A 23,188-nucleotide genomic window follows, 5' to 3' on the forward strand; every position below is an offset into this window, starting at 1 on the left:
ATAGGTTTTTGTTTGTGAATAAAAGAAAAAAAAAGAAACTAGTTTCTAACACATAGTGACTATGTGAATTTAAACTAGTGAAACGCCTTTTTTAAGCTTTGAAAGTCTATGATTCTATGTGTTTAAAATAATTGCGTAACAGTTAAAAAAATGAAAACAGCACAGATAGTTATAGGTTTAGGATTTGGTGATGAAGGAAAAGGAATTACAACAGATTTTCTGGCGAAGCAAAATCCTGAATCTATAGTTATTCGGTTTTCAGGAGGACAGCAAGCGGCACATACGGTTATGATTGGCGATAAAAAACACGTTCATTCAAGTTTTGCCAGCGGCGCACTTCGCGGTTTACCTTCTTATTATAGTGAACATTGCACTATTCATCCGGTTTTTTTATTCAATGAAAAAAAGGAACTCGAAGAATTAGGCGGAAACACGGAACTACACATTCATCCATTAGCCAAAATCACAACGCCATTTGATGTTTGGCAAAACCGAACTAACGTCAGGAATCTGGATAACGGAACTTGTGGCAAAGGAGTTGGAGCCACAATGAAACGGAATGAAGGCCAGTACAAATTATTCGCCATAGACCTCATTGCTCCCCGCCAAATGCTTTTAGCAAAACTGGAAAAGATAGCCTATTACTACGGTTTTCTGAATGAAAGTGAAATCGACGAAGAAGTCAGTCATTTCCTTGAAGTGATTGATGAAATAAAATGGAACATTAGTGATTACAGCTTTTTAGAAAACTACCAGAATCTTATTTTCGAAGGAAGTCAAGGGATTTTACTCGACATGGATCATGGCGTTTTCCCAAATGTAACGTACGCCAATACAACATCTAAAAATGCATTTGAGATCTGTCAAAAATTACAAATTGAAAATATCGAAATGTATTATGTAACCAGAAGTTATGCAACCCGACACGGAAGTGGCTGGATGAGTAACGAAAGGGAATTAAAATTAAAAAATAACGAAGAAGAAACCTGCGTTTACAATGACTTTCAGAAAGAATTGCGAACCGGCGATTTAGATTATGATCTTTTAAATTATAGTTTAAAGCTCGATGCAGCTTATAGTCCAAAAGCCAGAAGAAATTTGATTGTAACCTGTATGGATCAGATCGAAATGGATTATGAATTTGAAAAGTTAACGACGGAGTTTACTGAAATCCACGGATCATTTTCACCCGATTCTAAAGATTTTAAGCAGTTGACTTCTTTGTTTCAATAAAGAGAAAAATGAAATATACTATAGAAAATATACCTCCGGAAAATAAATTTTTATTTTTCTGGGGACACCAACCCAATAAAGACGGAAGCATTTCTAAAACCTGTTTTAGTCAATGGTGGTTAAGCTCTTTTGAAGTCGACAACGTGACTTACAAAACTGCAGAACACTGGATGATGGCTAAAAAAGCCGAATTGTTTAAAGATGATAAAATTTTGGAGAAAATCCTTCTGGCTAAATCTCCTGCGGAAGCCAAAAAATTTGGTAGAGAAGTAAAGAATTATAATGAAACCTTGTGGTTAGCAGCGAGATTTAATATTGTGAAAGAAGGCAATTTTCATAAATTCAGTCAAAATCCGGAATTAAAAACTTTTTTACTCAATACTAATGACAGAGTCATAGTAGAAGCAAGTCCGGTCGACGCCATTTGGGGAATAGGAATGGCGGGTGATCACAAAGATGTTTTGAATCCTGCCAAATGGAAAGGCTTGAATTTGTTAGGTTTTGCTTTGATGGAAGTTAGGGATGAATTGAAATAAATTAATAATGAAAATAGAAATCCTTAAAGCCGATATAACAGAAATTAAAGTGGATGCAATTGTAAATGCAGCGAATACGTCTTTGCTTGGCGGAGGAGGAGTTGATGGTGCAATTCATAGAAAAGGAGGAAAAGCTATTTTAGACGATTGCGTTAAAATTCGAAATAAGCAAGGAGGCTGTAAAGTTGGAGATGCCGTGATTACAACAGCTGGAAATTTACCGGCAAAATATGTGATTCATACCGTTGGTCCGGTTTGGAATAATGGTAAAAGTCTTGAAGAAGAATTATTGGAAAGCTGTTATTTACGTGTGTTGGAATTAGCGGTTGATAATAATATCAAAACTATTGCTTTCCCTAATATAAGTACGGGTATATATAAATTCCCAAAAGAATTAGCTGCAGAAATTGCAATTAATACGATCTCTGTTTTTGAACCCGGAGAACAATTCGAAAAAATCATTTTTGTTTGTTATGATGATGAAAATTTCAAAATTTATAATAACATAATAGAAAGCGATTTTGAGTACAAGATTAAATCTGGTTTGTTTGGAGTCGCAGTTGGTGATGCTCTAGGTGTTCCGGTTGAATTCAAAACAAGAGATACTTTAAGAGAAAATCCTGCTTTGGATATGATGGGTTATATGTGCTGGAACCAGCCTCCGGGAACCTGGAGCGATGATAGCTCATTAACTTTTTGTACCGCAGAAAGTTTGTCTAAAGGTTATGACATAGAAAATATGGCGCTGCTTTTTGTTAAATGGATGCAGGAAGGATATTGGGGAGCGCATCATAAAGTATTTGATATAGGTGGTTCTACAAGATATTCTTTAGCAAGAGTGGTGCAGGGAGAATCTGCCAGGTTTTCAGGTAATTTCTTTGCAGAAGATAACGGAAATGGTTCCCTGATGAGAATTTTACCTTTAGCTTTTTATCTTCAAAAGCAGACTGAGATCGAAATTATTTACAAAAAAGTAAAAGAAGTATCTTCTATCACTCATGCTCATTTCAGATCCGGATTTGCCTGTTTTATCTATGTGGTGTATTGTTTAGAAATTTTAAAAGGCACTGATAAAGTAGAAGCGTATAAAAATATGCAAAAGATTGTTTCTGATTTTTTAAGTGATAAGCAATTTAATTTTTCTGAAATTCAGTTGTTTGATAGGATTTTAAAAAATAATATAACGGACTATCCTGAAAATGAAATTGAATCATCGGGTTATGTTCTTCATAGTTTGGAAGCGAGTTTCTGGTGTTTTCTAAATTGGAATTCTTATGAAGACACTGTTTTAAAAGCAGTGAATTTAGGCGGAGATACAGATACAACTGCAGCAATTACAGGAGGTTTGGCAGGAATGTATTACGGAATTGAAAATATTCCCCAAAAGTGGATTTTGGCATTAGCAAGAAAAAACGATATTGATGATTTGTGCGAGCGATTGTCTTTAAAGTTGAAAAAAATGTAAACACGCGTTTTTGCTGTTCCATAGGAACATCTCATCGGTAGAAAAAAAATAATTATGGGGTTGTATTTACGTTCCGTAGGAACGTTTGATCAGTTCAAATTATAATTAAAAAATAAAAACACACAATGAAGATATTGTGTGTAAAATAATGAAAATAGAATTAAAAAAATATGATGAGCAAATAATAGAATGGCCAAAATCAGGCTATCACATTATGGCTCAATATGACGAGGAAGAAATAATAGTGTATCAATCCTATAGAAAAGAAATAGGTGAATTTGCTGTAAAAAATCAGTTTTTTGCAGGAGAATTTAGCCTTACCAGAATGACCTGGATTAAACCCAATTTTCTTTGGATGATGTACAGAAACGGCTGGGGAACTAAAGAAGGGCAATAAGTTGTTTTGGCGATTCATCTTAAAATAGCAGCATTCAATAAATACCTAAAAAATGCAGTTTACTCGTATTATGATCCGTCACTCGGTATAAGTCGTGAAGAATGGCAAGATGAGGTGAAAACATCGTCAGTAAGATTACAATGGGATCCCGAACAGGATCTGTTTGGAAATAAGTTAGAACGAAGAGCCATTCAGATTGGTTTAAGAGACGATTTTATAAAGTCTTTTGCAAAAGAACAATATCATTTTGTTCAAGATGGTCAATTAGAAAAATTAGTAGTTCCTGCTGAAAAGCCATTAGTATTTAAGGATGAAGAACTCAATAAAAAAATAAAAATTTCAGAGAAATCATGAATGAAAAAATAGCAAAAACAGTGAGCAAATTTCTAAGTTTAGTACTTAGACATTCTCCAGAAAAAATAGGATTAAAACTAGACGAAAATGGCTGGGCAGATGTAGAAGAACTAATTGTGAAATGTTCTCAAAAAGGAAACAAATTAGATGCTGTTCTTTTAGATTACGTAGTAGAAAATAACGATAAAAAACGTTTCGCCTTTAATGAAGATAAAACGAAAATCAGAGCAAGTCAGGGACATTCGATTTCGGTTGAATTGAATTTACCAGAAACAGAACCTTCAGAATATTTGTATCACGGAACGATTGGAAAGTTTATGGACAACATTCAGAAAGAAGGTTTGAAAAAAATGAGCCGCCAGCACGTACATCTTTCAAAAGATAAAGAAACGGCCATAAGAGTAGGAAGCAGACGTGGTGCTCCTCAGATTCTAACGGTAAGAAGCGGTGCTATGCACAGAGACGGATTTAAATTTTATTTGTCTGAAAATAATGTTTGGTTAACAGATGAGGTTCCGGCGAAGTATATCGAATTTAAATCGTGATAAAGCGCTGCTTTAGATTTTATAAAAGACTATTAATCATGAATGTATAATTATGGTAGCCATTATTAATGAAGCAACAGAAATTTATACAATCAATAATTTTCTTACGATTGATGAGTGTAATAAGTTGATAGAAAAAAGCGAACAAGTCGGTTTTCAGGAAGCAGAAATAAATATTGATGGAGCACAAAAAATGATAAAAATGGTACGCAATAACGAACGTATCATGTATCAAGATGAAGAGTATGCATCTTTTTTATGGCAAAAATTGCAGCCTTATATTAAGTCTGAAGTAGGAAACAGTTTCGCTACGGGATTAAATGAAATGTTCAGGTTTTATAAGTATAATCCGGGTCAACGTTTTAAAATGCATCGTGACGGAAGTTATAAGCGCAGTGAATCTGAATTTAGTTATTATACATTTCTCATTTATTTGAATGATAGATATGAAGGCGGAGAAACAAAATTTGCTTCGGGTGAAATTATTACGCCCAAAACCGGAACAGCGCTTATTTTTGAACACAGTCAACGTCATGAAGGATCGGCTTTGATTTCTGGAATAAAGTATGTTTTAAGAAGTGATGTTATGTATAAACTTAAAAACAACATCTAACTGATGAAAAGAACTTTAGTTTTTGGAGATATTCATGGTGGATTAAAAGCATTAATTCAGTTATTAGACAGAATTGATTATTCAGAAAATGACCGATTTATTTTTCTGGGAGATTATGTCGATGGCTGGAGTGAATCGGCACAATTGCTTGACTTTCTGATTGATTTATCCCAAAAACAGGAATGCATTTTTATAAGAGGTAATCATGATGTTTGGTGTCACGAATGGCTGAAGAACGATATTATAAACGATATTTGGTTTTTGCACGGAGGAAAATCAACTATAGAAAGTTATCAGGACGTTGATCTTTTGGCAAGAAAAAAACATTGTGATTTTTTTGAAAGCATGAAAGATTATTTTGTGGATGAAAATAATAATTTGTTTATTCACGCAGGATTTTCGTCTATGCATGGTCCGGACAAGGAACATTACAAAACAAATTATTCCTGGGACAGGACCCTTTGGGAAATGGCTCTGACAATGGATAAGCGAATACAAAAAGATTCACTTTCTTATCCTAAAAGATTATTGCTTTATAATGAGATTTACATTGGCCACACACCAACGCTTCATTATAATATAGAGATTCCAATGCAAGGTTGCAATGTCTGGAATATTGATACCGGAGCAGGTTTTTATGGTAAATTAACCGGTCTTGATGTCGAAACAAAAGCATTTTGGCAAAGTGATGCAGTAGAATCCTTTTATCCAAAAGAAAAAGGAAGAAATAAATAATTTAAAAATTAACGAAGAACTTATATGAACACATTACTATTAACAGACGGTTACAAAGTTGACCACAGAAGACAATACCCAGACAAAACCACATTAGTATATTCTAACTGGACGCCTAGAAAATCAAGAATCGAAGGACTTGATGAGGTCGTGTTTTTTGGATTGCAATATTTTATCAAGAAATATATTATTCATGATTTTGATACATATTTCTTCAAACAGCCAAAAGAAGAAGTGGTTAAAAAATACGCACGCCGAATCAATAATTATTTAGGTGAAAACCAGGTTGGGACAAAACATATCGAAGATTTACACGATTTAGGATATATCCCGATGGTTTTTAAAGCTTTGCCGGAAGGAGTAAGCGTACCTTTGAGAGTGCCAATGTTTACGATGTACAATACGATTCCGGAATTTTTCTGGTTGACGAATTATTTCGAAACTCTACTTTCAGCAGTAGTTTGGTTGCCTTGTAACTCTGCTACAATTGCGAAAGAATATAGAAAAGTATTAGACAAATATGCTGATGAAACGTCCTCTGTTCCTGAATTTGTAGACTGGCAGGCACATGATTTCTCAATGAGAGGAATGGGTGGAATAGAAGCGGCAATAACTTCTGCAGCAGGACATTTGTTAAGCTTTACAGGTTCTGATACAATTCCGGTAATTGATTTCTTCGAAGAATATTACAATGCCAATTCAGATACTGAATTAATCGCAGGTTCAGTTGCCGCAACAGAGCATTCTGTAATGTGCATGGGAACTACCGAAGGCGAATGCGAAACGTTCAAAAGATTAGTGACAGAAGTTTATCCAAAAGGAATCGTTTCTATCGTTTCTGATACCTGGGATTTATGGAAAGTGCTAACGGACTATTTGCCAAGATTAAAAGAAGATATTGTTGCCAGAGAAGGTAAAGTTGTGATTCGTCCTGATAGCGGTGATCCGGTTGATATTATCTGCGGAAATCCAAACGGAAAAACCGAACAAGAGAAGAAAGGTGTAATTGAGCTGCTTTGGGATGTTTTTGGAGGTACAACTAATGCAAAAGGATACAAAGAGCTTATTCCTCAAATTGGAGCTATTTACGGGGATAGTATTACGGTAGCAAGAGCGATTCAAATTTGCGAGAGATTAAAAGAAAAAGGTTTCGCTTCGACCAATGTTGTTTTAGGAATTGGATCATTTACCTATCAATACAATACCAGAGATACTTTTGGTTTTGCGATGAAAGCCACTTACGGAGAAGTGGATGGAGAAGGAAGAGCCATCTTCAAAGATCCAATCACAGATGACGGAACTAAAAAATCTGCCAAAGGATTAATGAAAATCGACTTAATTGACGGTGTATATCATTTAACCGATAATGTTTCATGGGAAGAAGAAAAACAAGGGGAATTGAAAGAAGTTTTCAGAGACGGAAAACTTTTAGTAGATCAGTCTTTAAGTGATATTAGATCACGTGTTAAAAGTGATGTTAATATTGAAGCATAACAATTCAACTATCTGTTGAATTGATAGAAGTCCCAGAGGGACGATATATTTATAGCATTGAAGTGTTCTATTTCAAAAAGCCCCATCGGGGTGATATATGTCGCTCAGCTGGAGCTTTAAAATGTTTGTGAATTATTTTTTCTATAAATATTTAGCTTCTCTGGAGCTGTTTATGAAGTAAATTATATTAAAAACGAAAGCCTGAATTTTGAAATTCAGGCTTTTTTCTTTTTGTACTTATCTAACAGCAATATTTTGCTCTCAATTCTTGTGCTTCTTCATCAGAATCGTATCCTATCAAAAGCAATCCTTCTGTACATTCCATCCTTTTTTCTCTAATCAATTTTGCAATAAAAAGTTCAAATTTCATGAATGAACGATATTCAGAATTTATTAAATTTAGATATCTTCTTTGATATGGGATTTTTTCATTGGTAATGATATTCAATAAAGCTGATTGTAATTCATCAATATGTCTTTCGGAATCTAATTTAAAATTTAGGGAAATTTTTTGATCATCATAAACGAAAGAAATTGAGTTATGTACTCCGTTACTGTACATCGGACCAGATCGTGTGTTTTCATTTCTTTGACCAGAGTACGAATTTCCAAATACAATTAAATCTTCAATTTTATTGTATAAATATTCCTTTGATTCAATAAGTAAAAAGTCATCTTCAAAAGACATACTTCCTATAAAATGACCATTTAAATTTTCATATTCATTTAACCGAATTGCGCCCCCAATAATATAAGTTATAAAAGGAATTATAAGTAAACAATATGTATATTCTGAAATATCGTATCCAAATGATTTTTCAATAAAAACAAGCAATAACGAATATGAAATAATTGCAGTTAAAGAATACCAAGTTAGCTTTTCAGACAAAGTAAAGTCGAATTGTCTGGATTTCTTCGGATAAAAAATCGAAGCGGAGAAAGACATTTATTTCTTGTAAAAATTATTATGATCAATATATTCCCAAACTTTCGGAGGCAATAACGGTTGAATATTTTTCCCTTCTTTAATACTTTTTCGAATAAAAGTAGCCGAAATCTCTACAATAGGCGCATCAATAATATGAATATTAGGATGCGATTTTAAAGTGTTTGGTTCTTCCTCTAAAGTTTCACCAGTTTGTGTTTTGTCTTCGAGTCTTGGATAAACATAAATTTCGTAGTGCTCTAAAAGTACCTCATAGTTTTTCCATTTATGAAGCGTTTTCAGATTGTCTTCGCCCATGATTAAGGAGAAATCATGCGTAGGATACTTTTCATGCAAATGAACCAAAGTATTTACCGTATAATTGGGTTGAGGTAATTTGAATTCAATATCAGACGGCTTTATTTTAGGATAATCTTCTGTTGCCAGATGCACCATTTCTAAACGTTGATGATCGTCTAATAAGGTAGATTTCTTTTTTAACGGATTATGAGGCGTAACCACCATCCAAATCTGATCTAAATCGGCAAACTCAGCCATATGATTGGCAATAATTAAGTGGCCAACATGAATGGGATTATACGTTCCGAAATAAAGGCCTATCTTCATAAAAGAGTTTTTTTCATAATTCAAATAGTAAGTATTACATTCAAATTAATCTGTGGTATTAAAATAGCTTAGTAACGATTCTTTTTTGAAATCAAACAATCAATAGAGAATTTACCACTTCCGGTTACCAAAAGAAGTAGATAAAACAGCAAATATAAAATTCCCATTTCCTTTACATCGATTGGATCAGCGCCATGAATAACAAATACAGCAACCAGCATTGTAATAATTAATGGCAAAGTAGCCAATCTTGTGGCTAAACCAATAAAAATAAAAAAAGAACAAATTACTTCTGCAAAAACAGCAAGACTCAACGAAGCTGTTTTTCCTACTCCAAGCGGATCAGGAAACTGAATTTCACCTCCGGCCAAAAGCATATTGAGTTTAGATAATCCGTGAGAAATCATCAATGTCGCAATGGCTATTCTAATGACAAGAATAATGATGCTTAGATAATTCTCGTTTCTTTTTATTTCAAATAAATTAATCATAATACAGATATTAATAGCGGTTAGATCAAAAGCTAACGGCTGTTTCTCTAAAAAAGTATTGATTTTATGAAGTTTCTAATCTTTATTTACAAAAGCTTTTACCAATTGATACGCTTCTTCTTTAGCCGTATCTAAATCGTAATTTTTTATAATAGTATCAAACTGAGGGGCAGTAGCCAACTCAACAGAAGCTTTTGCAATACGCATATTGATCTTGTCATCACTTTCGGTAGAACGCTCTTTCAATCTGCGTTTTAGTTCATCTACACTTGGTGGTTTTACAAAAACAGCCAAAGTCTGATCCGGAAATTTGTGTTTGATACGCAATCCGCCGGCAACATCAATATCAAAAATTACATTTTTACCCAAAGCCCAGATACGTTCTATTTCGGCTTTCAAAGTACCGTAAAAATTGTCACGATATACTTCTTCCCATTCCAGGAAATTCTCGGCTTTAATGTGTTTTTTGAATTCTTCCAGCGAAATAAAATAATAATCTTTTCCGTGTTCCTCTTCTCCACGTGGGTCGCGTGAAGCCGCTGAGATCGAAAATTCTAAATTTAAATCTTCTTTCCCAAGTAAGTGTCTTACTATAGTTGTTTTTCCTGATCCCGAAGGTGCTGAGAAAACAATTAATTTTCCTTTGTTCATTCTTTATTTATATGTGATCAATCATTTCAGAGATTAAACTCTTTCTTTAGGATTGATAATATTTCATTATATGCGATTAGTTCATCAACTTTTGGATAGTATTTTAAATAGGTTTCCGGATTATAAAAAGAAAAGTTATTCTCAATCTTTCCATTTTTAATATAAACCTGATATCCCACTCCATCTGTAACAACAACTTTTTTTCTGTTAAGTACCTTTTCTCCCTTTTGTAAATCTATAAATGGAGTGCTTAATTTGTATTCTACTCTTTCTATATCTGGAAGAAATTCCACATTCGTTAACAGTAAATTAAGCCAGATTAAGTTCGCATCTTTTGGCTTCAATTTTCCAATAGATTCTTTAGGGAAAATTAATCCATCAATTTTTGTTACTTGATTTAGGTTTTTGGAGTATGAATACTTATAAACTTTCCAATTGTCTTTCCCTTCATCATACATTCTCAATATTTGCATTGTGTTGGTAATGGAATAATCTTTATAAATGCGAATTTCTTTTTCAAATCCTAACATATCCGATATTTCTAAAACCTTATTGATTTCTGAAATTTCCTGAGCTTTAACATGAAAGCTAAACAAAAGGATAATGAGAAAAAGAAAAACTTTCATCAGGATTTAAAGTACATTTAATACCTGTTCCTTGATCTTCTCCAGTTCATCCTTCATCATCACCACCAACTTTTGCATTTGCGCATGATTCGATTTAGAGCCCATAGTATTGATCTCGCGACCCATTTCCTGAGTTATAAAACCTAATTTACGACCATTCGCTTCAGTACCTTTTATAGTTTCTAAGAAATAATCTAAATGATTTGTCAAACGCACTTTTTCCTCCGTAATATCCAGTTTTTCCAGATAATAAATCAATTCCTGTTCGAAACGATTTTCATCAACATTCACTTTCAATTCAGCTATTGCAGTTTGCAAACGATCTTTGATAGCCTGAACACGTTCTGGATCAAGAGCCAAAGCGTCGTTCATATACTGGCGGATATTTCCAATTCTTAAGTTGAATTCTTTTTCAAGAGATTCGCCTTCGTCTTTTCTAAAAGTTAAGATATTTTGCAGCGCTTCGTCAATAATCACCTGAATTTGTTCCCAATCGTTTTCATCGATTTCCTCACGTTCCGTTTTTAGCGTATCAGGCATACGAACCGCCATTTTCATCAATTCAGTTTCGTCAGCATCAGGATAAACTTCTCTAAGCTGAGCAATGTAGTTTTTTACAACAGGTACATTTACTTTAGTCGAAGTTTGTTCAGAAGTACTTTCAATGTAAATCCCGAAATCAATCTTTCCTCTTTCTAGTTTTGTAGAGATCAAAGTCCTTAAACCTAATTCCATTTCGCGATAAAGCGACGGCATTCTTACGTTTAAATCTAAACCTTTACTATTTAAGGATTTTACTTCAACGGTAATTTTTTTTGTAGGCAATTGCAAAGAAGCTTTGCCAAACCCTGTCATAGATTGTATCATATAATTGAGTATAAAGGCGCAAAGATAAATAAAACTTTGCAGTCTTGGGTTGTAAATAACTAATCTGTTAAAACCGTTATTAGATTAAGATTTTTTCGCCACGAATTTCACGAATTTGAACCAATTATTTGTTGAGCTTAAAAGTTGCCACAGATTAAAAAGATTCTCAAAGATTGGTAAAATCTATAAAATCATTTTAATTTGTGGCAAAAGAAAAACACTGAATTCACAATAATTAAATTCGTGGCTAACTTTTTTATAACCAGAATTTTAATTTGGGCGTTTCCTCCGGCCGGGCTATCCGCTTGAATCTTTTTTTGAGCAGAAAAAGCTCAAAAAAAGGATTTCCGCTTCTATCCCCAACCCAAACTAGTATTCATTACAGCTTTAAAGTTATTATTGTTCTAAAGCTTTCTGAACCTGCAATGTTACAGGTTGTGTATTACCAATATAAATCTTTTCATCAATAATAAAAACCGGACGACTTAAAAAAGTATAATGTTCTAAAATGTATTTTTTATAATCATCCTCAGTCAACGATTTATTCTTTAAATCCATCGATTTGTACAATTGGGCTTTCTTGCTAAACAAAGCCTCGTAGCTTCCGGCAAGCTTGTACATTTTTTCCAGTTCTGCCTCTGTAATTGGGTTTTGTTTGATATCATGAAAAACCAGATTATTGTCCTTTGGTAAGCTTTTGATGATTTTGCGACACGTATCGCAAGAAGCCAAATAATATATTTTATTCATGTTTTTTAAATTTAAGAGACTACAAAGAAAATTCATTTAAAACTGAAAAATGCCTAATTTTAGAAAAAAAATAAAATTATGAACTCAGTTTTTGAAGTACAGAAAACCATTAGGGAAATTCTTCTAAAGGTTTTAGATCATCATTCATTAGAACAATTAAATAAAATTCCGCAAGGATTTAGCAATAACCTGATCTGGAATATTGCCCATTGCATTTCCTCGCAACAGGTTTTAATCTATAAATTGTCAGGTTTGCCAACCATGGCTTCAGATGAATTTATTGCACGATACAAAAAAGGAACCAAACCAGAAGGTGATGTTTCACAAGTTGAAGTTGATGAAATCAGAATCTTACTTTCTACAACTTTGCATCAAACCGAACAGGATTTTGCAAATAACCTGTTTGTAAATTACAATGAATACACCACAAGCTTAGGCTTTACGCTCAAAAATATCGATGGAGCTTTAGATTTTAATAATTATCATGAAGGAATCCATAGCGGAATTATCATGAGTATTAGAAAGTTTGTTTAAGCTTTAGATGCACTTCTATTATTATTTAAAATAGAAAACCCGACAGGATTTTAAAACCTGTCGGGTTTGAATATCGAATATTTCATTATTCCACTATAGTTTCTATTGTTACTTTCATTGCGCCACTTCCTTTGCTCTTGGTGATTTCCATAAAAGCCCTTTTAGATAAATCAAGTTCTCTTGTTCTCACAAACGGTCCGCGATCTGTTACTTTAACGATGACAAATTTTCCGTTAGCTTCATTTGTTACTTTTATTCTGGTGCCAAATGGCAGTTTTTTATGCGCTGCAGTATATTTACTATTACTAAATCGGGCTCCGCTTGCTGTTTTTTTTCCGTTAAAACGGTCAGCGTAGTAAGAGGCGTGAGCATTTTTTTTATAAGGTTTTAGCTTTAAACCTTTATCAGTAAAAACAGAATCGGTTGGGATGGCAAGTATATCGGGTTTTACCATTTTTACCGTATCCTGCGAGGTTTTAGGTTTAGGTTCTGTTGCTGGTTTTGTTTGACTTATGACATAAGTAAAACAGCTTAAAAAAGTTATTGTAAGGCTGGTAAGTATAATGTTTTTTTTACTTCTCATGGGTTATTTTTTTTCAGACTTGGGGAGTTTGTACAAATAATATGCCGAGATAAAAAAAGCCCTATTATTTTAGGGCTTTAATTGGTTTTTAGAACCAAAGGTTCCATGGGATTCTACTTAATATAAGCAATAATCCTAATCCGTAATAAATAGCAAAAGTTTTAAATTTAGCTTCGCTATTAATTAATTTTTTATGTTTCGACCATCCAATAGTGATCAAAATGATAGCAATAAGATTGATTAATGGATGTTCTAGTGAAGTTAATCTTAGTTCTGCATTAGACATTTGCCCGAAAGCTGCTTTTCCTAAAGGAGAAACAAAATAAAGTATTATTCCAATCAATAATTGAGTGTGAGTTCCGATTAAGGCAAACAATGCAATTTTACGATCCTTAGCTGTAAAATCTTTCTTTGAAGTTACTCCAATAATGGCATTTACAACTGCAATTAATAAAAGCAAAAGTGCTAAATAAGCCCAGCCAGAATGGAATTTTTGTAGAAAATGGTACATAAATTAATTTTTTTGTTAAAACAAATATAGCAAAAAAGGCATAAAAAAAACGGCATTAGACTAAAAGTCAACGCCGTTTTTTGGTATTTATTTAGATTCTAAATATTAGAAATCGTAACGTAGTGTAAAGTTCCATGTTCTTCCAAATCCGAAGTAAACTTGGTTAGCGTCAGCTAAACCTTTGTAAAGTCTGTTGTTAGAAGCATAAGTTCCTAAAGCAGCATTTGTTGTACTTACGTTGTCATCAGAAAAAATGTTAGTTCTTGATTCCGCAATGTAAACTTTATCAAAAAGGTTGTTTACGTTTAATCTGAAGTTTACAGATTTGTCTTTGTTTTTACCAGTTAACATTTTGTATGAGAAACCAGCATCTACTAATCCGTAAGAAGGCAACTCTAATGCTCCTTTGTTGTCAGGAGATGAAAAGTTAATTGGGCTCAATCCAGCGTATAACTTATCGTTAAAGTTGTAGTTAGCATCAATAGTAACTCTTGTTAAGATTTCGTAAGCAGCGCCTAACGAAGCCGTCATTTGAGCAGCATCACCAACTTTTACTTTGTCCATGTATACTGGAATTCCAGAGAATCCTGGTACTGCTGTGTTGTCTACTTGGTAGTAAGCATTAACAGTAGCGTTTCCTTTGTATTCCCAAATTCCGTAAGAGAACATAGCATTAAGTTTCAATCTTTCTGTTATGTTAGAACTTGCTTCTAACTCAAATCCAGAGTGTACTTCGTTAAGACCTACGTATTCTGTGTAAGTATTATTGTCACTTGGAAGAGCGTTACCTTTCAAGTATCTGTCGTTCCATGTAGTATTGTAAAGATTTACTGTAGCAGTAAATGTTCTTGTACGGAAACCATATCCAGCTTCAAAACCAAGGATTTTCTCGTTAGTTAGGTTAGGGTTTACAGTTGATCTGTTGTTAGGATAAACTGAGTTAAAGAACGGTTGTCTTGAGTAGTAACCTGCGTTTACATAAACATTGTTTTTCTCATCAAGGTTGTAGTTTGCTCCAGCTTTTACGTTTCCACCTAAGATGTTTTTGTAATCAGTAGATGATAATGGATCTGTTGGTAAGTAAACAAAATTATCTTCTCTTTTGAATCCTTGCTCTGAAATTGCTCCCTGAACAAATGCAGTTAAGTTATCTTTAGAGTATTCTAATTGTGTAAACAGACCATACCATTTAACTTTTCCAGTACTGTTAAAAGATATTTTGTCGTAGTTTTTTTTATCAAAAACGTTCCATTGAACATCTGTACCGTAAGTTGATGTAAGATTTCTTCCTGTTGGTTTTAAACTTGCAATGTTGTTGTCATAAAATGCATCTGCACCCAATAAATCATTTACTACTGTAAAGTGATATCCTGTGTAAGTTCTTGCATCGATACCAAAATCTAAAGTTAAGGTATTGCTTAATTTTTTATTTAAGTTGATAACAGCTCCAAACCAGTCATGAGAGTTGATAGAAGAAGTTTGTGAGATACCTGAAGTGGTATTGTAAACATAAGGAGAAGCAGTTGTTCCTTGTCCTGTTCTTCCTGTTGAAGAACTGTTTTGAAAACCAACACCCGCAACTGGAGTTCTTGTTCTGTTTGCTCCGTTAAAGAAAACTTGTCCAGTACCGTTGTTCCATGCTTGGATTTTGTCGTAATTAACAGATCCGTCTGCATTTAAGAAAACTGATCCGTTGTATGTTGATCCACCAACACCACCACCAGCACTTGCTCCGGCTCCACGACCCATAGACGCATAAAGAACAGTAGAAAGTTTTGTAGTTTCGTTGATTTTATAATCCCAGTTAACAGATGCAACCGGTTTGTGGTAGTAGTTTTTTCTGATGTTGTATTGTTCACCATTCAAATATCCTGCATCAGCATTATATCTTGTATTTGGATCGCCATTTGTACCATATTTTAGGTAAGTAGCAATCGTAGGAGTAGTAGATCTTTGGTTGTGCCATTGTGGTGCTCCAGTTACTGTAAGTTGAAAGTCATGCTTGTTGTTTTTTGTAGCATATCCTAAAGCTACATAATAGTTAGAACCTTCAAATTGAGTTCCCTGAATGTATCCATCTCCCATTGTTTGAGACAATAAGATAGAAGCAGAAAGACCATTATCTAATTTTCCAGTACTGTATGAACCTTGAATTTTAAAGTTTCTTGCGTTTCCGAAACCTGAAGAGAAAGATCCACCTTCTTTTCTGTCTGAAGCTTTAGTTACAATGTTAATTGTTCCCCCAACTGAAGGAGTTGCAAGTTTAGAAGCTCCTAAACCTCTTTGTACCTGAATAGCAGAAGCAACTTCTGATAATCCAGCCCAGTTACTCCAGTAAACAGAACCATTTTCCATGTCGTTAACTGGCATACCGTTGATCATTACAGCGATGTTGTTTTGGTTGAATCCACGAATGTTGATTCTTGCATCTCCAAAACCACCACCTGATTTAGTAACATATACTGAAGGAGTGTTTCTTAAGATCTCCGGAAATTCCTGAGTTCCTAATTTTTCCTGAATTTCAGCAGCTTTAATTGTAGAAACTGCTACAGGAGTTTTTCTGTCCTTTGCAATATCGACAACTGTACTTTTTACAACAATTTCGCTTAATTCGTTTGAGTTAGAAGTTAAAACGATTGTTCCTAAGTTTGTAGAACCGCCAGAAACTGAAAATTTTACAGTTTTGTTTTCGTAACCTAAAAAAGAAATAACGATTTCTCCTGTACTTGTTGTTGCATTCAAAGTAAATTTACCGTCAAAATCTGTAGAAGTTGCAGTCGTAGATCCTTTGATCACTACGTTTGCTCCCGGTAATGATCCAACTCCGTCGGTAATCATACCTGTAATTTTTCCTTGAGAAAATGCGGTTGAAACTATCATGAACAATAGTCCAGTGAGTAACCAATTTTTCATTGTCTTCATTTGTTATTAGTTTATTGTTTTTGGCAAAATTATAACAATTAAATCAGATAGTGTTATCAAAATGTTAAGAAAAATAAGTTTTATCTAATCTGTTGCGCATTAAAATGATTTTTTCTTTTTTTCTTAAATAAAATAACGTTTTTTTGATTTTTTAGGATAGTATTTTGTTAAAATCGTAATGATTCTCATGGTCTTGTAGTGCTAAACTTGCAATAATCAGTGTTTTAGGGGTGTTTTGGGTGGTATTTATACGAAAAAACGCCTTAATTTTTCTTAAATTAAGGCGTTTCAGTTTGTTGTGAATTTTTTATTCGGGTTCTATTTGTTCTTCAAAAAGTGATTTAACAAAAATGAAGTTGAACTATCGTGATTTTTTACGGTTTTAGTGTTAATTTCATCTAAAATAGAGTTCGCTAATTGCTTTCCTAATTCTACTCCCCACTGATCAAAACTAAAAATATTCCAAATAACACCCTGAACAAAAATCTTGTGCTCGTATAAAGCAATTAACGAACCTAAAGATTTAGGAGTTAATTTTTGAATTAAGATTGTATTGGTTGGTTTGTTTCCTGTAAAAACTTTGAATGGTAATAAATACGATGCTTTTTCTGCAGAAAGTCCTTGCTTGTCAAATTCAGCCTGAACTTGTGCTGCCGTTTTTCCGTTTAATAAAGCTTCTGTCTGAGCAAAAAAGTTCGACATCAGTTTATCATGATGATCTTCGTTTCTGTATAATGGTTTTACGAATCCAATAAAATCAGTTGGGATTAATTTTGTTCCCTGGTGAATTAATTGAAAAAAGGCATGTTGAGAATTTGTTCCCGGTTCTCCCCAGATAATAGTTCCGGTTTGATAGTTTACAGGTTTTCCGTCACGGCCAACACTTTTTCCGTTGCTTTCCATAGTGGCCTGTTGCAAATATGGGGCTAATTTTTGTAAATATTGAGTATAAGGAATCAAAGCTTCGCTTTCTGCTCCAAAGAAATTATTATACCAAACACTTAACAAAGCCAGAATTACAGGAATGTTTTCGTCAAATTCAGCCGATTTAAAATGCTCGTCCATTTCGTTGGCACCTTTCAATAAATCATTATAATTATCAAAACCAATTGCCAAACTAATGCTTAATCCAACAGCGCTCCATAAAGAGAATCTTCCTCCAACCCAGTCCCACATTGGGAAAACATTGTCAGGATCGATTCCAAATTCAGTTACTTTTTGAATATTAGTTGAAACAGCAACGAAATGTTTTGCAATATCTTCCTGAGAAGCCGATTTCAAAAACCATTCTTTGATCGTTTCAGAATTTGATAAAGTTTCCTGAGTAGTAAAAGTTTTAGAAACAATTAAAAATAATGTTGTTTCAGGATTTAATTTTTTGATGACTTCGTTTACGTGATCCCCATCAACATTTGAAACAAAGTGAAGGTTTAAATGATTTTTGTAAAATTGCAATGCTTCAACTGCCATAACCGGACCAAGGTCAGAACCTCCAATGCCAATATTTACAACATCAGTAAAAGCTTTTCCGGTATATCCTTTTCTTTCTCCGGATATTACTTCGTGACTGAATTGTTTGATTTTATTTTTTACTTCGTAAACTTCAGGAATTACATTTTCTCCGTCAACTTTTATAACTGCCGATTCCGGAGCACGTAATGCTGTATGTAAAACAGCACGATTTTCTGTTTGATTGATGATTTCTCCTCCAAAATATTGGGCGATCGCTTCTTTTAATCCAATTGAGTTGGCCAATTCTAATAAAAGAGAAACAGTTTCCTGGCTGATATTGTTTTTAGAATAATCAACTAAAAAGTCATTCCATTGTATATTGAATTTTTCAACACGGGCATTATCCTGTTGAAATAATTCTTGTATCGTAGTTTCGTGAATTGCGTTATAGTGGTTTTGCAGATTTTTCCACGCTTCAGTCCCGGTTGGGTTTGTTGTGTTTAAAGCCATTTTTTTTGTTTAATTGAGAATGTGGTTATAAAAAACAAAAATACTGAAATTACTTTTAATAGCTTTAAGGTTCACAATTATATAACAAATAGTTACGAAAACGATTTATGAAGTTATTTGTTTTTTATTCTTGTCATTATTATAATCGCGCCATCATTTTCTTTTTCATTATAAATGATACGACTACTGTTTTTGTTTAAAAAGTCTAAAGTTAAAATATCTGATTTTTTGAGAGGTAGTAATATAGTATCTTGTTTTTTGTCGTATTTGAAAGGAATTCCGTTTATTACAATTAAAGGCGATTTGTCAATTTGATTTTCTTCAAAGGCTTGGTTGACTAATTCTAAGACGAAATATTTATTTTTCGTTGTGTCATTCAATATAAAAGCGTGTGGATTAGAGCATCCTAAAAGTATTGTTGAAGAGAGTATTAATAAAGTTCGTTTCATTAATTAATAAATTTAGTAAAATGTTGTTTTTAGCTAACCTTTACCAAATCTTCCACCATGGCTTTTTATTGACTTCAATTGTTTTTCGGGCAATATCAATTTCTATTCTTTTTATTTCTTCTGTTTTAATTTTAGAATCATCAAAAAATAGTTGGCCATTTTCATCTATTCCAATGGGGGATCTAGTTCTTTCTTTCCAGTTTTCGGTTTGTAGTTCCGGAACTAAAGGCAAATTGATTTTGTCTGAAAATTTTTTTTGCGCTTTTTCTATAATTTCTTCCTCTAAGTTTGAAGTTGAATTTTTAAGAAGCGTTAAGGAATTGTCCGGAATGTTTAAAAGAAAAACCTGTGTTTTGTTTTCGATTTTATAAATGTCCAATACTTTAAAATAAGCAATAGAGTCTAAGAGAAAGTGACCATTTTTTACTGAATCTGGATTGAATTTCGATAAATCCTTAGGATGAGCGCTCGCTATTAAATATCTTAAATTTCCGGAAAGTCCACCGCCCAAAGAACTCATGTCAGTAAATCCTTTTTCCTGAATGATTTGTCCAACTTTGTAATTCGAAATTAGGGTGTCAGATAAAGTGGTGTCTCTGTAAAAAAGTTTTAAACCTGAAAAAGTTTCATTGTAAATTGCTTTAAGACGAGCGTTTTTCATGTTTTCGATATTTTTAAAATTGAGATTTTAATAAAAACTTACAAATTACCAATACTATCCAATTCTCTTTTCAAAGGTTCGATTTGTTTCATGAAACGTGTTCTGTCATTTCCTGTCAAAGATTCGCCGGTTGGTAAATTCAGTCGAAGAGCATCAACCTGAACTCCGTTTTTCCAGAAGCGATAACAAACGTGAGGTCCGGTCGCCAATCCTGTGCTTCCTACTAATCCTATGGTTTGTCCTTGCGTAACTCTTTGTCCTCGTTTTACTAAAATTCTGGACATGTGTAAATACTGAGTCGAGTAGGTTCCGTTGTGTTTTACTTTTACAAAGTTCCCGTTTCCTGCTGTATATCCCGTGGCTTCTACAACTCCTGCTGCTGTTGTCGAAATTGGCGTTCCTGTTGGAGCAGCATAATCTGTTCCTTTGTGCGCTTTCCAGGTGTGTTGTACAGGGTGGAATCTGTTTGCGGTAAACCTTGAAGTGATTCGGCTAAATTTGATTGGTGTTTTCAGGAAAAAGTTTTTCAACGTTCTACCCTGATCGTCATAATATTCTACTTTTCCTGAAAGGGTATCTTTCTCAAAAGGGAATGCATAAATGATTTTACCTTTATATTCAAAAAATGCCGCTTCAAGATCTTCAACTCCGTCGTAGGTTTTGCCGTTTATAAAGCGTTCGGTAAAAATTAATCCGTAACGATCTCCTTTTTTTAGTTTAAAGAAGTCAATAGACCAGGAGAATACTTTTGTAATTCTGCTGGCTAGCGCTGTTTCTACACTTTCGTTGCCTAAAGTTTCAGATAGCGAACTTTTTAAAACGCCACCAATAATTTTACGTTTAAGTGTAACGGGTTTTACTTTTTTGTAAGCTTTTGCAATGCTATCACGAAAATCAATTACATAATAGGATAGTGCGTCCGGCTGATATATAAAAAGCTCAAGTTTGTTGGTTTTATTTTTTGATCGAAGAATAGTGTAAGGTTTATTGTATCGAATCGTTCTTACATTAAAAGAATCTTTTATTTGCTCTACGACATCGTAGACTTTTTTGTCGCCAATATTTTGACGTTGAATGATAGATCCAAAAGAATCTCCTTTTTTTATAGTGTCTTGAAGAACATTAAAATCGGCGTAATTAAAACCAAATTCGACTTTCTTAGTTTTTGGTTTTGTAATTTTAATTTCAACTTTTTCAGCGGTTTTATTACATGAAATTATTGAAAATAATAGGATTATAATTACGAATACTTTTTTCAAACTTATTTATTTTTTTGGAAATTAAACTGTGGTTTCAGTTCCCCAATTAGACAATTCTTCTTCGGTCCACAATTTAGGAAAAAAGATGCGTCTTTGGTATTTTGGATGCATATATTTTTGCCAGTCACTTCCTCCTGTGGCTTCACCATTGCCTTTTCCGCTTTCTAAAATATATTTTCTTGCTGTGTTTAAATGCTGCATAACCCAGGTGATATTCACTGTTTTATCATAATGACGCATTGCATCAATTAATTCTTGATTTTGCTGATCTTCTAGTGGAAGTTGTGTGAATTTCTGCCAAATATTTTTGTTTTTAAACGTAGCTATTTGTTTTAGAAATTGATCCTTATATTTTTTTTCAAACTCGTTAAGTAAGTATGATTTTTCTCCTGTATGATAATCTTTTCCCGCAGCTTGCCAGTAGAGATGTTCAAAGCTGGTTTCTAAATCTGTATTTTCATCAAAGTTTGCTTTGTACCTGCGATCGGTTAAATTGATAACGTCAGTCGAAGCAAATTCAATCAATCTGTATTGTGCGCTTTGAAAACCACTTGCCGGAGTTAGCGTATTTCTGAATTTCATATATTGGTCAACGTCCATTCCGTTTTCCATGATGCTGAAAGAATTGGTCAGCATATCGAAATAACGCGTAATTCTGGACAATCTTTCGCTAAAAAAATCAACCTGAATATTTTGTGTGTCGGCAATTTGATCGATTTCCCACAAAATCATTTTAAAAATTAATTCATTTACCTGATGATACATGATAAAAACCATTTCGTCAGGAAGTGTGGTGCGTTGTATTTGTAAATTCAGCAGCGCATCAGTCTGAATGTAATCCCAATAAGTAATTGGTTTTGACCAAAGCAATCCTTCTAACTGAACTTCAGTTTTTTGGTTTATAGCCTGGAATTTTAAGTCAATTTCTTTTAGAATTGATTCAGCATTATCTGTGGTATTCATTATTTTTTTACTTTAAATGGATTTTTTAATCCCTTATATTCGTCGAGATCTGCTTTTAGTGATCCAACGGCAAGTTCTGCTTTTATTCTAATTGGAACTTTATTGTCGTCATCTGTTATCCAGAGCGTTACGCTTTCTTTTTCCTTAAAAACCCTTCCTGTTTGCACCAAAGGTTTAAACATCATTGTAGAAACGGTTCCAAATTTAGTTGTAATATCTTGACGACCTACATATTTTAACTTAAATTTTGTGATTTCATCATCAAAAAACATGTCAATTGTAATTGATTCACCTGATTTAAGTTTATCAATATTGGGATGATTTCTTAAGTAGTAAAAAGAGGAGATGATGTCCTGAACATTATCGGTTATAACAATTGTTTTTTCGGTTTTGCGTTTGTAGTCTTTAACTAAAATCCTGTTTTCGTTTTGATTAAAAAAGCCTTCCTGATCTTTTGTGTAACCGCCTTCGTTGATTTTTCGAACATAACGATAAGGGCTTCCGGTTTGTTTATCGAAGTAACTTTCGTATAAATCTTCGACTTTAAAGAAAAATTTCGACATTCCGGTTGTAAAGCCTTTACCCACAGCATGAAACACTTTTTTGTTGTTTATCGTGGCATCTTTTACTTCGAGGGTAGCATAGCCGGCATTTACAATTCCGTAATGAATTCGGAATTTAAAGTATTCTCCAGTATCGAAAGCATCTTCCCTTGCAGAATCGAAACTTAGTGTAGTGAGAATTAATATGAGTAGGATTATTTTTTTCATAGTACAATTTTTACATTTCATTATAAAGATAAAGAAATGCAAATTCTATTCCAAATGTACCAAAACAAAAAAACTCAGTCAAGGAATGACTGAGTTTTTATGCTATTAACTAACCAAAAAACTATAAATTATGAAATTTATATCAATTCAGAAGGAAACCACCCCTTCTTGATTTGCGAGTGCAAAGATATGTAGAAAATTCAAAAAATAAATAGCAAAAGGTGAGTTTAACATAACATTTGCATAAAAAGCATCACTTTGCAGA

24 protein-coding genes and 1 pseudogene are annotated in these 23,188 nt (G+C 33.5%); 9 read left to right on the plus strand and 16 right to left on the minus strand.

Annotation, left to right across the window (positions count from 1 at the left end):
- Positions 1-150 precede the first annotated feature (150 nt).
- From GIY83_RS21105 to GIY83_RS21140, 8 genes and pseudogenes are all read left to right on the plus strand, one after another.
- Positions 151-1,233, plus strand: coding sequence for an adenylosuccinate synthetase (locus GIY83_RS21105; RefSeq protein WP_208683302.1), 1,083 nt, complete (start codon positions 151-153; stop codon positions 1,231-1,233).
- 8 nt (positions 1,234-1,241) lie between these two features.
- Positions 1,242-1,769: an NADAR family protein gene (locus GIY83_RS21110; RefSeq protein ID WP_208683304.1), complete on the plus strand. Its 528-nt coding sequence runs from the start codon at positions 1,242-1,244 to the stop codon at positions 1,767-1,769.
- A gap of 7 nt (positions 1,770-1,776) precedes the next feature.
- Entirely contained in the window at positions 1,777-3,234 is a 1,458-nt protein-coding gene (locus GIY83_RS21115) for an O-acetyl-ADP-ribose deacetylase (protein ID WP_208683306.1), read from the plus strand.
- Between the two features lie 214 nt (positions 3,235-3,448).
- Positions 3,449-3,985 (plus strand): annotated as a pseudogene (locus GIY83_RS21120) (DUF4291 domain-containing protein).
- Positions 3,982-4,530, plus strand: a complete 549-nt coding sequence (locus GIY83_RS21125; RefSeq protein ID WP_194617300.1) for an RNA 2'-phosphotransferase — start codon at positions 3,982-3,984, stop codon at positions 4,528-4,530. The pseudogene GIY83_RS21120 and the gene GIY83_RS21125 overlap by 4 nt, the downstream one beginning before the upstream one ends.
- Before the next feature lie 52 nt (positions 4,531-4,582).
- Complete coding sequence (locus GIY83_RS21130; RefSeq protein ID WP_208683308.1) at positions 4,583-5,143, plus strand: 2OG-Fe(II) oxygenase; 561 nt, start codon at positions 4,583-4,585, stop codon at positions 5,141-5,143.
- 3 nt (positions 5,144-5,146) lie between these two features.
- A complete protein-coding gene (locus GIY83_RS21135) occupies positions 5,147-5,878 on the plus strand; it encodes a metallophosphoesterase family protein (RefSeq protein ID WP_208683310.1) in 732 nt (243 codons plus the stop codon).
- A 24-nt stretch (positions 5,879-5,902) separates the two neighbouring features.
- Positions 5,903-7,372, plus strand: a complete 1,470-nt coding sequence (locus GIY83_RS21140) for a nicotinate phosphoribosyltransferase (RefSeq protein WP_208683312.1) — start codon at positions 5,903-5,905, stop codon at positions 7,370-7,372.
- 241 nt (positions 7,373-7,613) lie between these two features.
- On the opposite strand, the gene GIY83_RS21145 is transcribed toward GIY83_RS21140, so the two are convergent.
- The 7 genes from GIY83_RS21145 to GIY83_RS21175 all read right to left on the minus strand — a co-directional run bounded on the left by GIY83_RS21145 (position 7,614) and on the right by GIY83_RS21175 (position 12,309).
- On the minus strand, positions 7,614-8,318 hold the full coding sequence (locus tag GIY83_RS21145; RefSeq protein WP_208683313.1) for a hypothetical protein: 705 nt from the start codon (positions 8,316-8,318) through the stop codon (positions 7,614-7,616).
- Positions 8,319-8,924 (minus strand): nicotinate (nicotinamide) nucleotide adenylyltransferase, encoded by a 606-nt coding sequence (gene nadD / locus GIY83_RS21150; RefSeq protein ID WP_065448738.1) that lies wholly within the window; start codon positions 8,922-8,924, stop codon positions 8,319-8,321.
- 68 nt (positions 8,925-8,992) lie between these two features.
- Positions 8,993-9,415, minus strand: a complete 423-nt coding sequence (locus GIY83_RS21155) for a DoxX family protein (RefSeq protein WP_208683314.1) — start codon at positions 9,413-9,415, stop codon at positions 8,993-8,995.
- Positions 9,416-9,490: 75 nt separating this feature from the next.
- Positions 9,491-10,066: a guanylate kinase gene (gene gmk, locus GIY83_RS21160; RefSeq protein ID WP_055094037.1), complete on the minus strand. Its 576-nt coding sequence runs from the start codon at positions 10,064-10,066 to the stop codon at positions 9,491-9,493.
- A gap of 26 nt (positions 10,067-10,092) precedes the next feature.
- Positions 10,093-10,692 carry a hypothetical protein gene (locus tag GIY83_RS21165; RefSeq protein WP_208683315.1) on the minus strand — a complete coding sequence of 200 codons (600 nt, stop codon included), beginning with the start codon at positions 10,690-10,692 and terminating at the stop codon, positions 10,093-10,095.
- 6 nt (positions 10,693-10,698) lie between these two features.
- Entirely contained in the window at positions 10,699-11,559 is an 861-nt protein-coding gene (locus tag GIY83_RS21170) for a YicC/YloC family endoribonuclease (protein ID WP_194617307.1), read from the minus strand.
- Positions 11,560-11,955: 396 nt separating this feature from the next.
- Positions 11,956-12,309 carry an arsenate reductase family protein gene (locus GIY83_RS21175; RefSeq protein ID WP_208683316.1) on the minus strand — a complete coding sequence of 118 codons (354 nt, stop codon included), beginning with the start codon at positions 12,307-12,309 and terminating at the stop codon, positions 11,956-11,958.
- Positions 12,310-12,387: 78 nt separating this feature from the next.
- Between GIY83_RS21175 and GIY83_RS21180 the strand changes: the two genes are divergently transcribed.
- Positions 12,388-12,843 (plus strand): DinB family protein, encoded by a 456-nt coding sequence (locus tag GIY83_RS21180; RefSeq protein WP_208683317.1) that lies wholly within the window; start codon positions 12,388-12,390, stop codon positions 12,841-12,843.
- 85 nt (positions 12,844-12,928) lie between these two features.
- On the opposite strand, the gene GIY83_RS21185 is transcribed toward GIY83_RS21180, so the two are convergent.
- The 9 genes from GIY83_RS21185 to GIY83_RS21225 all read right to left on the minus strand — a co-directional run bounded on the left by GIY83_RS21185 (position 12,929) and on the right by GIY83_RS21225 (position 22,923).
- A complete protein-coding gene (locus GIY83_RS21185) occupies positions 12,929-13,426 on the minus strand; it encodes a septal ring lytic transglycosylase RlpA family protein (protein WP_194617310.1) in 498 nt (165 codons plus the stop codon).
- 88 nt (positions 13,427-13,514) lie between these two features.
- The gene (locus tag GIY83_RS21190) at positions 13,515-13,937 is read right to left on the minus strand and encodes a hypothetical protein (RefSeq protein WP_194617311.1); all 423 of its coding nucleotides are present in this window, start codon (positions 13,935-13,937) and stop codon (positions 13,515-13,517) included.
- A 105-nt stretch (positions 13,938-14,042) separates the two neighbouring features.
- Positions 14,043-16,859 (minus strand): TonB-dependent receptor, encoded by a 2,817-nt coding sequence (locus GIY83_RS21195; protein ID WP_208683318.1) that lies wholly within the window; start codon positions 16,857-16,859, stop codon positions 14,043-14,045.
- Between the two features lie 318 nt (positions 16,860-17,177).
- Positions 17,178-18,821, minus strand: a complete 1,644-nt coding sequence (gene pgi / locus GIY83_RS21200) for a glucose-6-phosphate isomerase (RefSeq protein ID WP_208683320.1) — start codon at positions 18,819-18,821, stop codon at positions 17,178-17,180.
- Between the two features lie 113 nt (positions 18,822-18,934).
- The gene (locus GIY83_RS21205; protein ID WP_208683322.1) at positions 18,935-19,270 is read right to left on the minus strand and encodes a hypothetical protein; all 336 of its coding nucleotides are present in this window, start codon (positions 19,268-19,270) and stop codon (positions 18,935-18,937) included.
- Positions 19,271-19,310: 40 nt separating this feature from the next.
- A complete protein-coding gene (locus tag GIY83_RS21210; RefSeq protein ID WP_208683324.1) occupies positions 19,311-19,931 on the minus strand; it encodes a hypothetical protein in 621 nt (206 codons plus the stop codon).
- A gap of 38 nt (positions 19,932-19,969) precedes the next feature.
- A complete protein-coding gene (locus GIY83_RS21215) occupies positions 19,970-21,190 on the minus strand; it encodes a peptidoglycan DD-metalloendopeptidase family protein (protein ID WP_208683326.1) in 1,221 nt (406 codons plus the stop codon).
- Between the two features lie 21 nt (positions 21,191-21,211).
- Positions 21,212-22,153 carry a tryptophan 2,3-dioxygenase family protein gene (locus GIY83_RS21220; protein WP_194617317.1) on the minus strand — a complete coding sequence of 314 codons (942 nt, stop codon included), beginning with the start codon at positions 22,151-22,153 and terminating at the stop codon, positions 21,212-21,214.
- Positions 22,153-22,923 (minus strand): DUF3108 domain-containing protein, encoded by a 771-nt coding sequence (locus GIY83_RS21225; RefSeq protein WP_194617318.1) that lies wholly within the window; start codon positions 22,921-22,923, stop codon positions 22,153-22,155. Before GIY83_RS21225 ends, GIY83_RS21220 begins: the two co-directional genes overlap by 1 nt.
- Between the last annotated feature and the right edge of the window lie 265 nt (positions 22,924-23,188).

It is taken from the genome of Flavobacterium sp. SLB02 (genome assembly GCF_009664855.1).
Classification (GTDB): Bacteria; Bacteroidota; Bacteroidia; order Flavobacteriales; family Flavobacteriaceae; genus Flavobacterium.

Bases quoted from the DNA above. Each gene is read 5' to 3' on its own strand.
- GIY83_RS21105 (WP_208683302.1), top strand. From the start codon at position 151: ATGAAAACAGCACAGATAGTTATAGGTTTAGGATTTGGTGATGAAGGA.
- GIY83_RS21110 (WP_208683304.1), top strand. From the start codon at position 1,242: ATGAAATATACTATAGAAAATATACCTCCGGAAAATAAATTTTTATTT.
- GIY83_RS21115 (WP_208683306.1), top strand. From the start codon at position 1,777: ATGAAAATAGAAATCCTTAAAGCCGATATAACAGAAATTAAAGTGGAT.
- GIY83_RS21125 (WP_194617300.1), top strand. From the start codon at position 3,982: ATGAATGAAAAAATAGCAAAAACAGTGAGCAAATTTCTAAGTTTAGTA.
- GIY83_RS21130 (WP_208683308.1), top strand. From the start codon at position 4,583: ATGGTAGCCATTATTAATGAAGCAACAGAAATTTATACAATCAATAAT.
- GIY83_RS21135 (WP_208683310.1), top strand. From the start codon at position 5,147: ATGAAAAGAACTTTAGTTTTTGGAGATATTCATGGTGGATTAAAAGCA.
- GIY83_RS21140 (WP_208683312.1), top strand. From the start codon at position 5,903: ATGAACACATTACTATTAACAGACGGTTACAAAGTTGACCACAGAAGA.
- GIY83_RS21145 (WP_208683313.1), bottom strand. From the start codon at position 8,318: ATGTCTTTCTCCGCTTCGATTTTTTATCCGAAGAAATCCAGACAATTC.
- nadD (WP_065448738.1), bottom strand. From the start codon at position 8,924: ATGAAGATAGGCCTTTATTTCGGAACGTATAATCCCATTCATGTTGGC.
- GIY83_RS21155 (WP_208683314.1), bottom strand. From the start codon at position 9,415: ATGATTAATTTATTTGAAATAAAAAGAAACGAGAATTATCTAAGCATC.
- gmk (WP_055094037.1), bottom strand. From the start codon at position 10,066: ATGAACAAAGGAAAATTAATTGTTTTCTCAGCACCTTCGGGATCAGGA.
- GIY83_RS21165 (WP_208683315.1), bottom strand. From the start codon at position 10,692: ATGAAAGTTTTTCTTTTTCTCATTATCCTTTTGTTTAGCTTTCATGTT.
- GIY83_RS21170 (WP_194617307.1), bottom strand. From the start codon at position 11,559: ATGATACAATCTATGACAGGGTTTGGCAAAGCTTCTTTGCAATTGCCT.
- GIY83_RS21175 (WP_208683316.1), bottom strand. From the start codon at position 12,309: ATGAATAAAATATATTATTTGGCTTCTTGCGATACGTGTCGCAAAATC.
- GIY83_RS21180 (WP_208683317.1), top strand. From the start codon at position 12,388: ATGAACTCAGTTTTTGAAGTACAGAAAACCATTAGGGAAATTCTTCTA.
- GIY83_RS21185 (WP_194617310.1), bottom strand. From the start codon at position 13,426: ATGAGAAGTAAAAAAAACATTATACTTACCAGCCTTACAATAACTTTT.
- GIY83_RS21190 (WP_194617311.1), bottom strand. From the start codon at position 13,937: ATGTACCATTTTCTACAAAAATTCCATTCTGGCTGGGCTTATTTAGCA.
- GIY83_RS21195 (WP_208683318.1), bottom strand. From the start codon at position 16,859: ATGAAGACAATGAAAAATTGGTTACTCACTGGACTATTGTTCATGATA.
- pgi (WP_208683320.1), bottom strand. From the start codon at position 18,821: ATGGCTTTAAACACAACAAACCCAACCGGGACTGAAGCGTGGAAAAAT.
- GIY83_RS21205 (WP_208683322.1), bottom strand. From the start codon at position 19,270: ATGAAACGAACTTTATTAATACTCTCTTCAACAATACTTTTAGGATGC.
- GIY83_RS21210 (WP_208683324.1), bottom strand. From the start codon at position 19,931: ATGAAAAACGCTCGTCTTAAAGCAATTTACAATGAAACTTTTTCAGGT.
- GIY83_RS21220 (WP_194617317.1), bottom strand. From the start codon at position 22,153: ATGAATACCACAGATAATGCTGAATCAATTCTAAAAGAAATTGACTTA.
- GIY83_RS21225 (WP_194617318.1), bottom strand. From the start codon at position 22,923: ATGAAAAAAATAATCCTACTCATATTAATTCTCACTACACTAAGTTTC.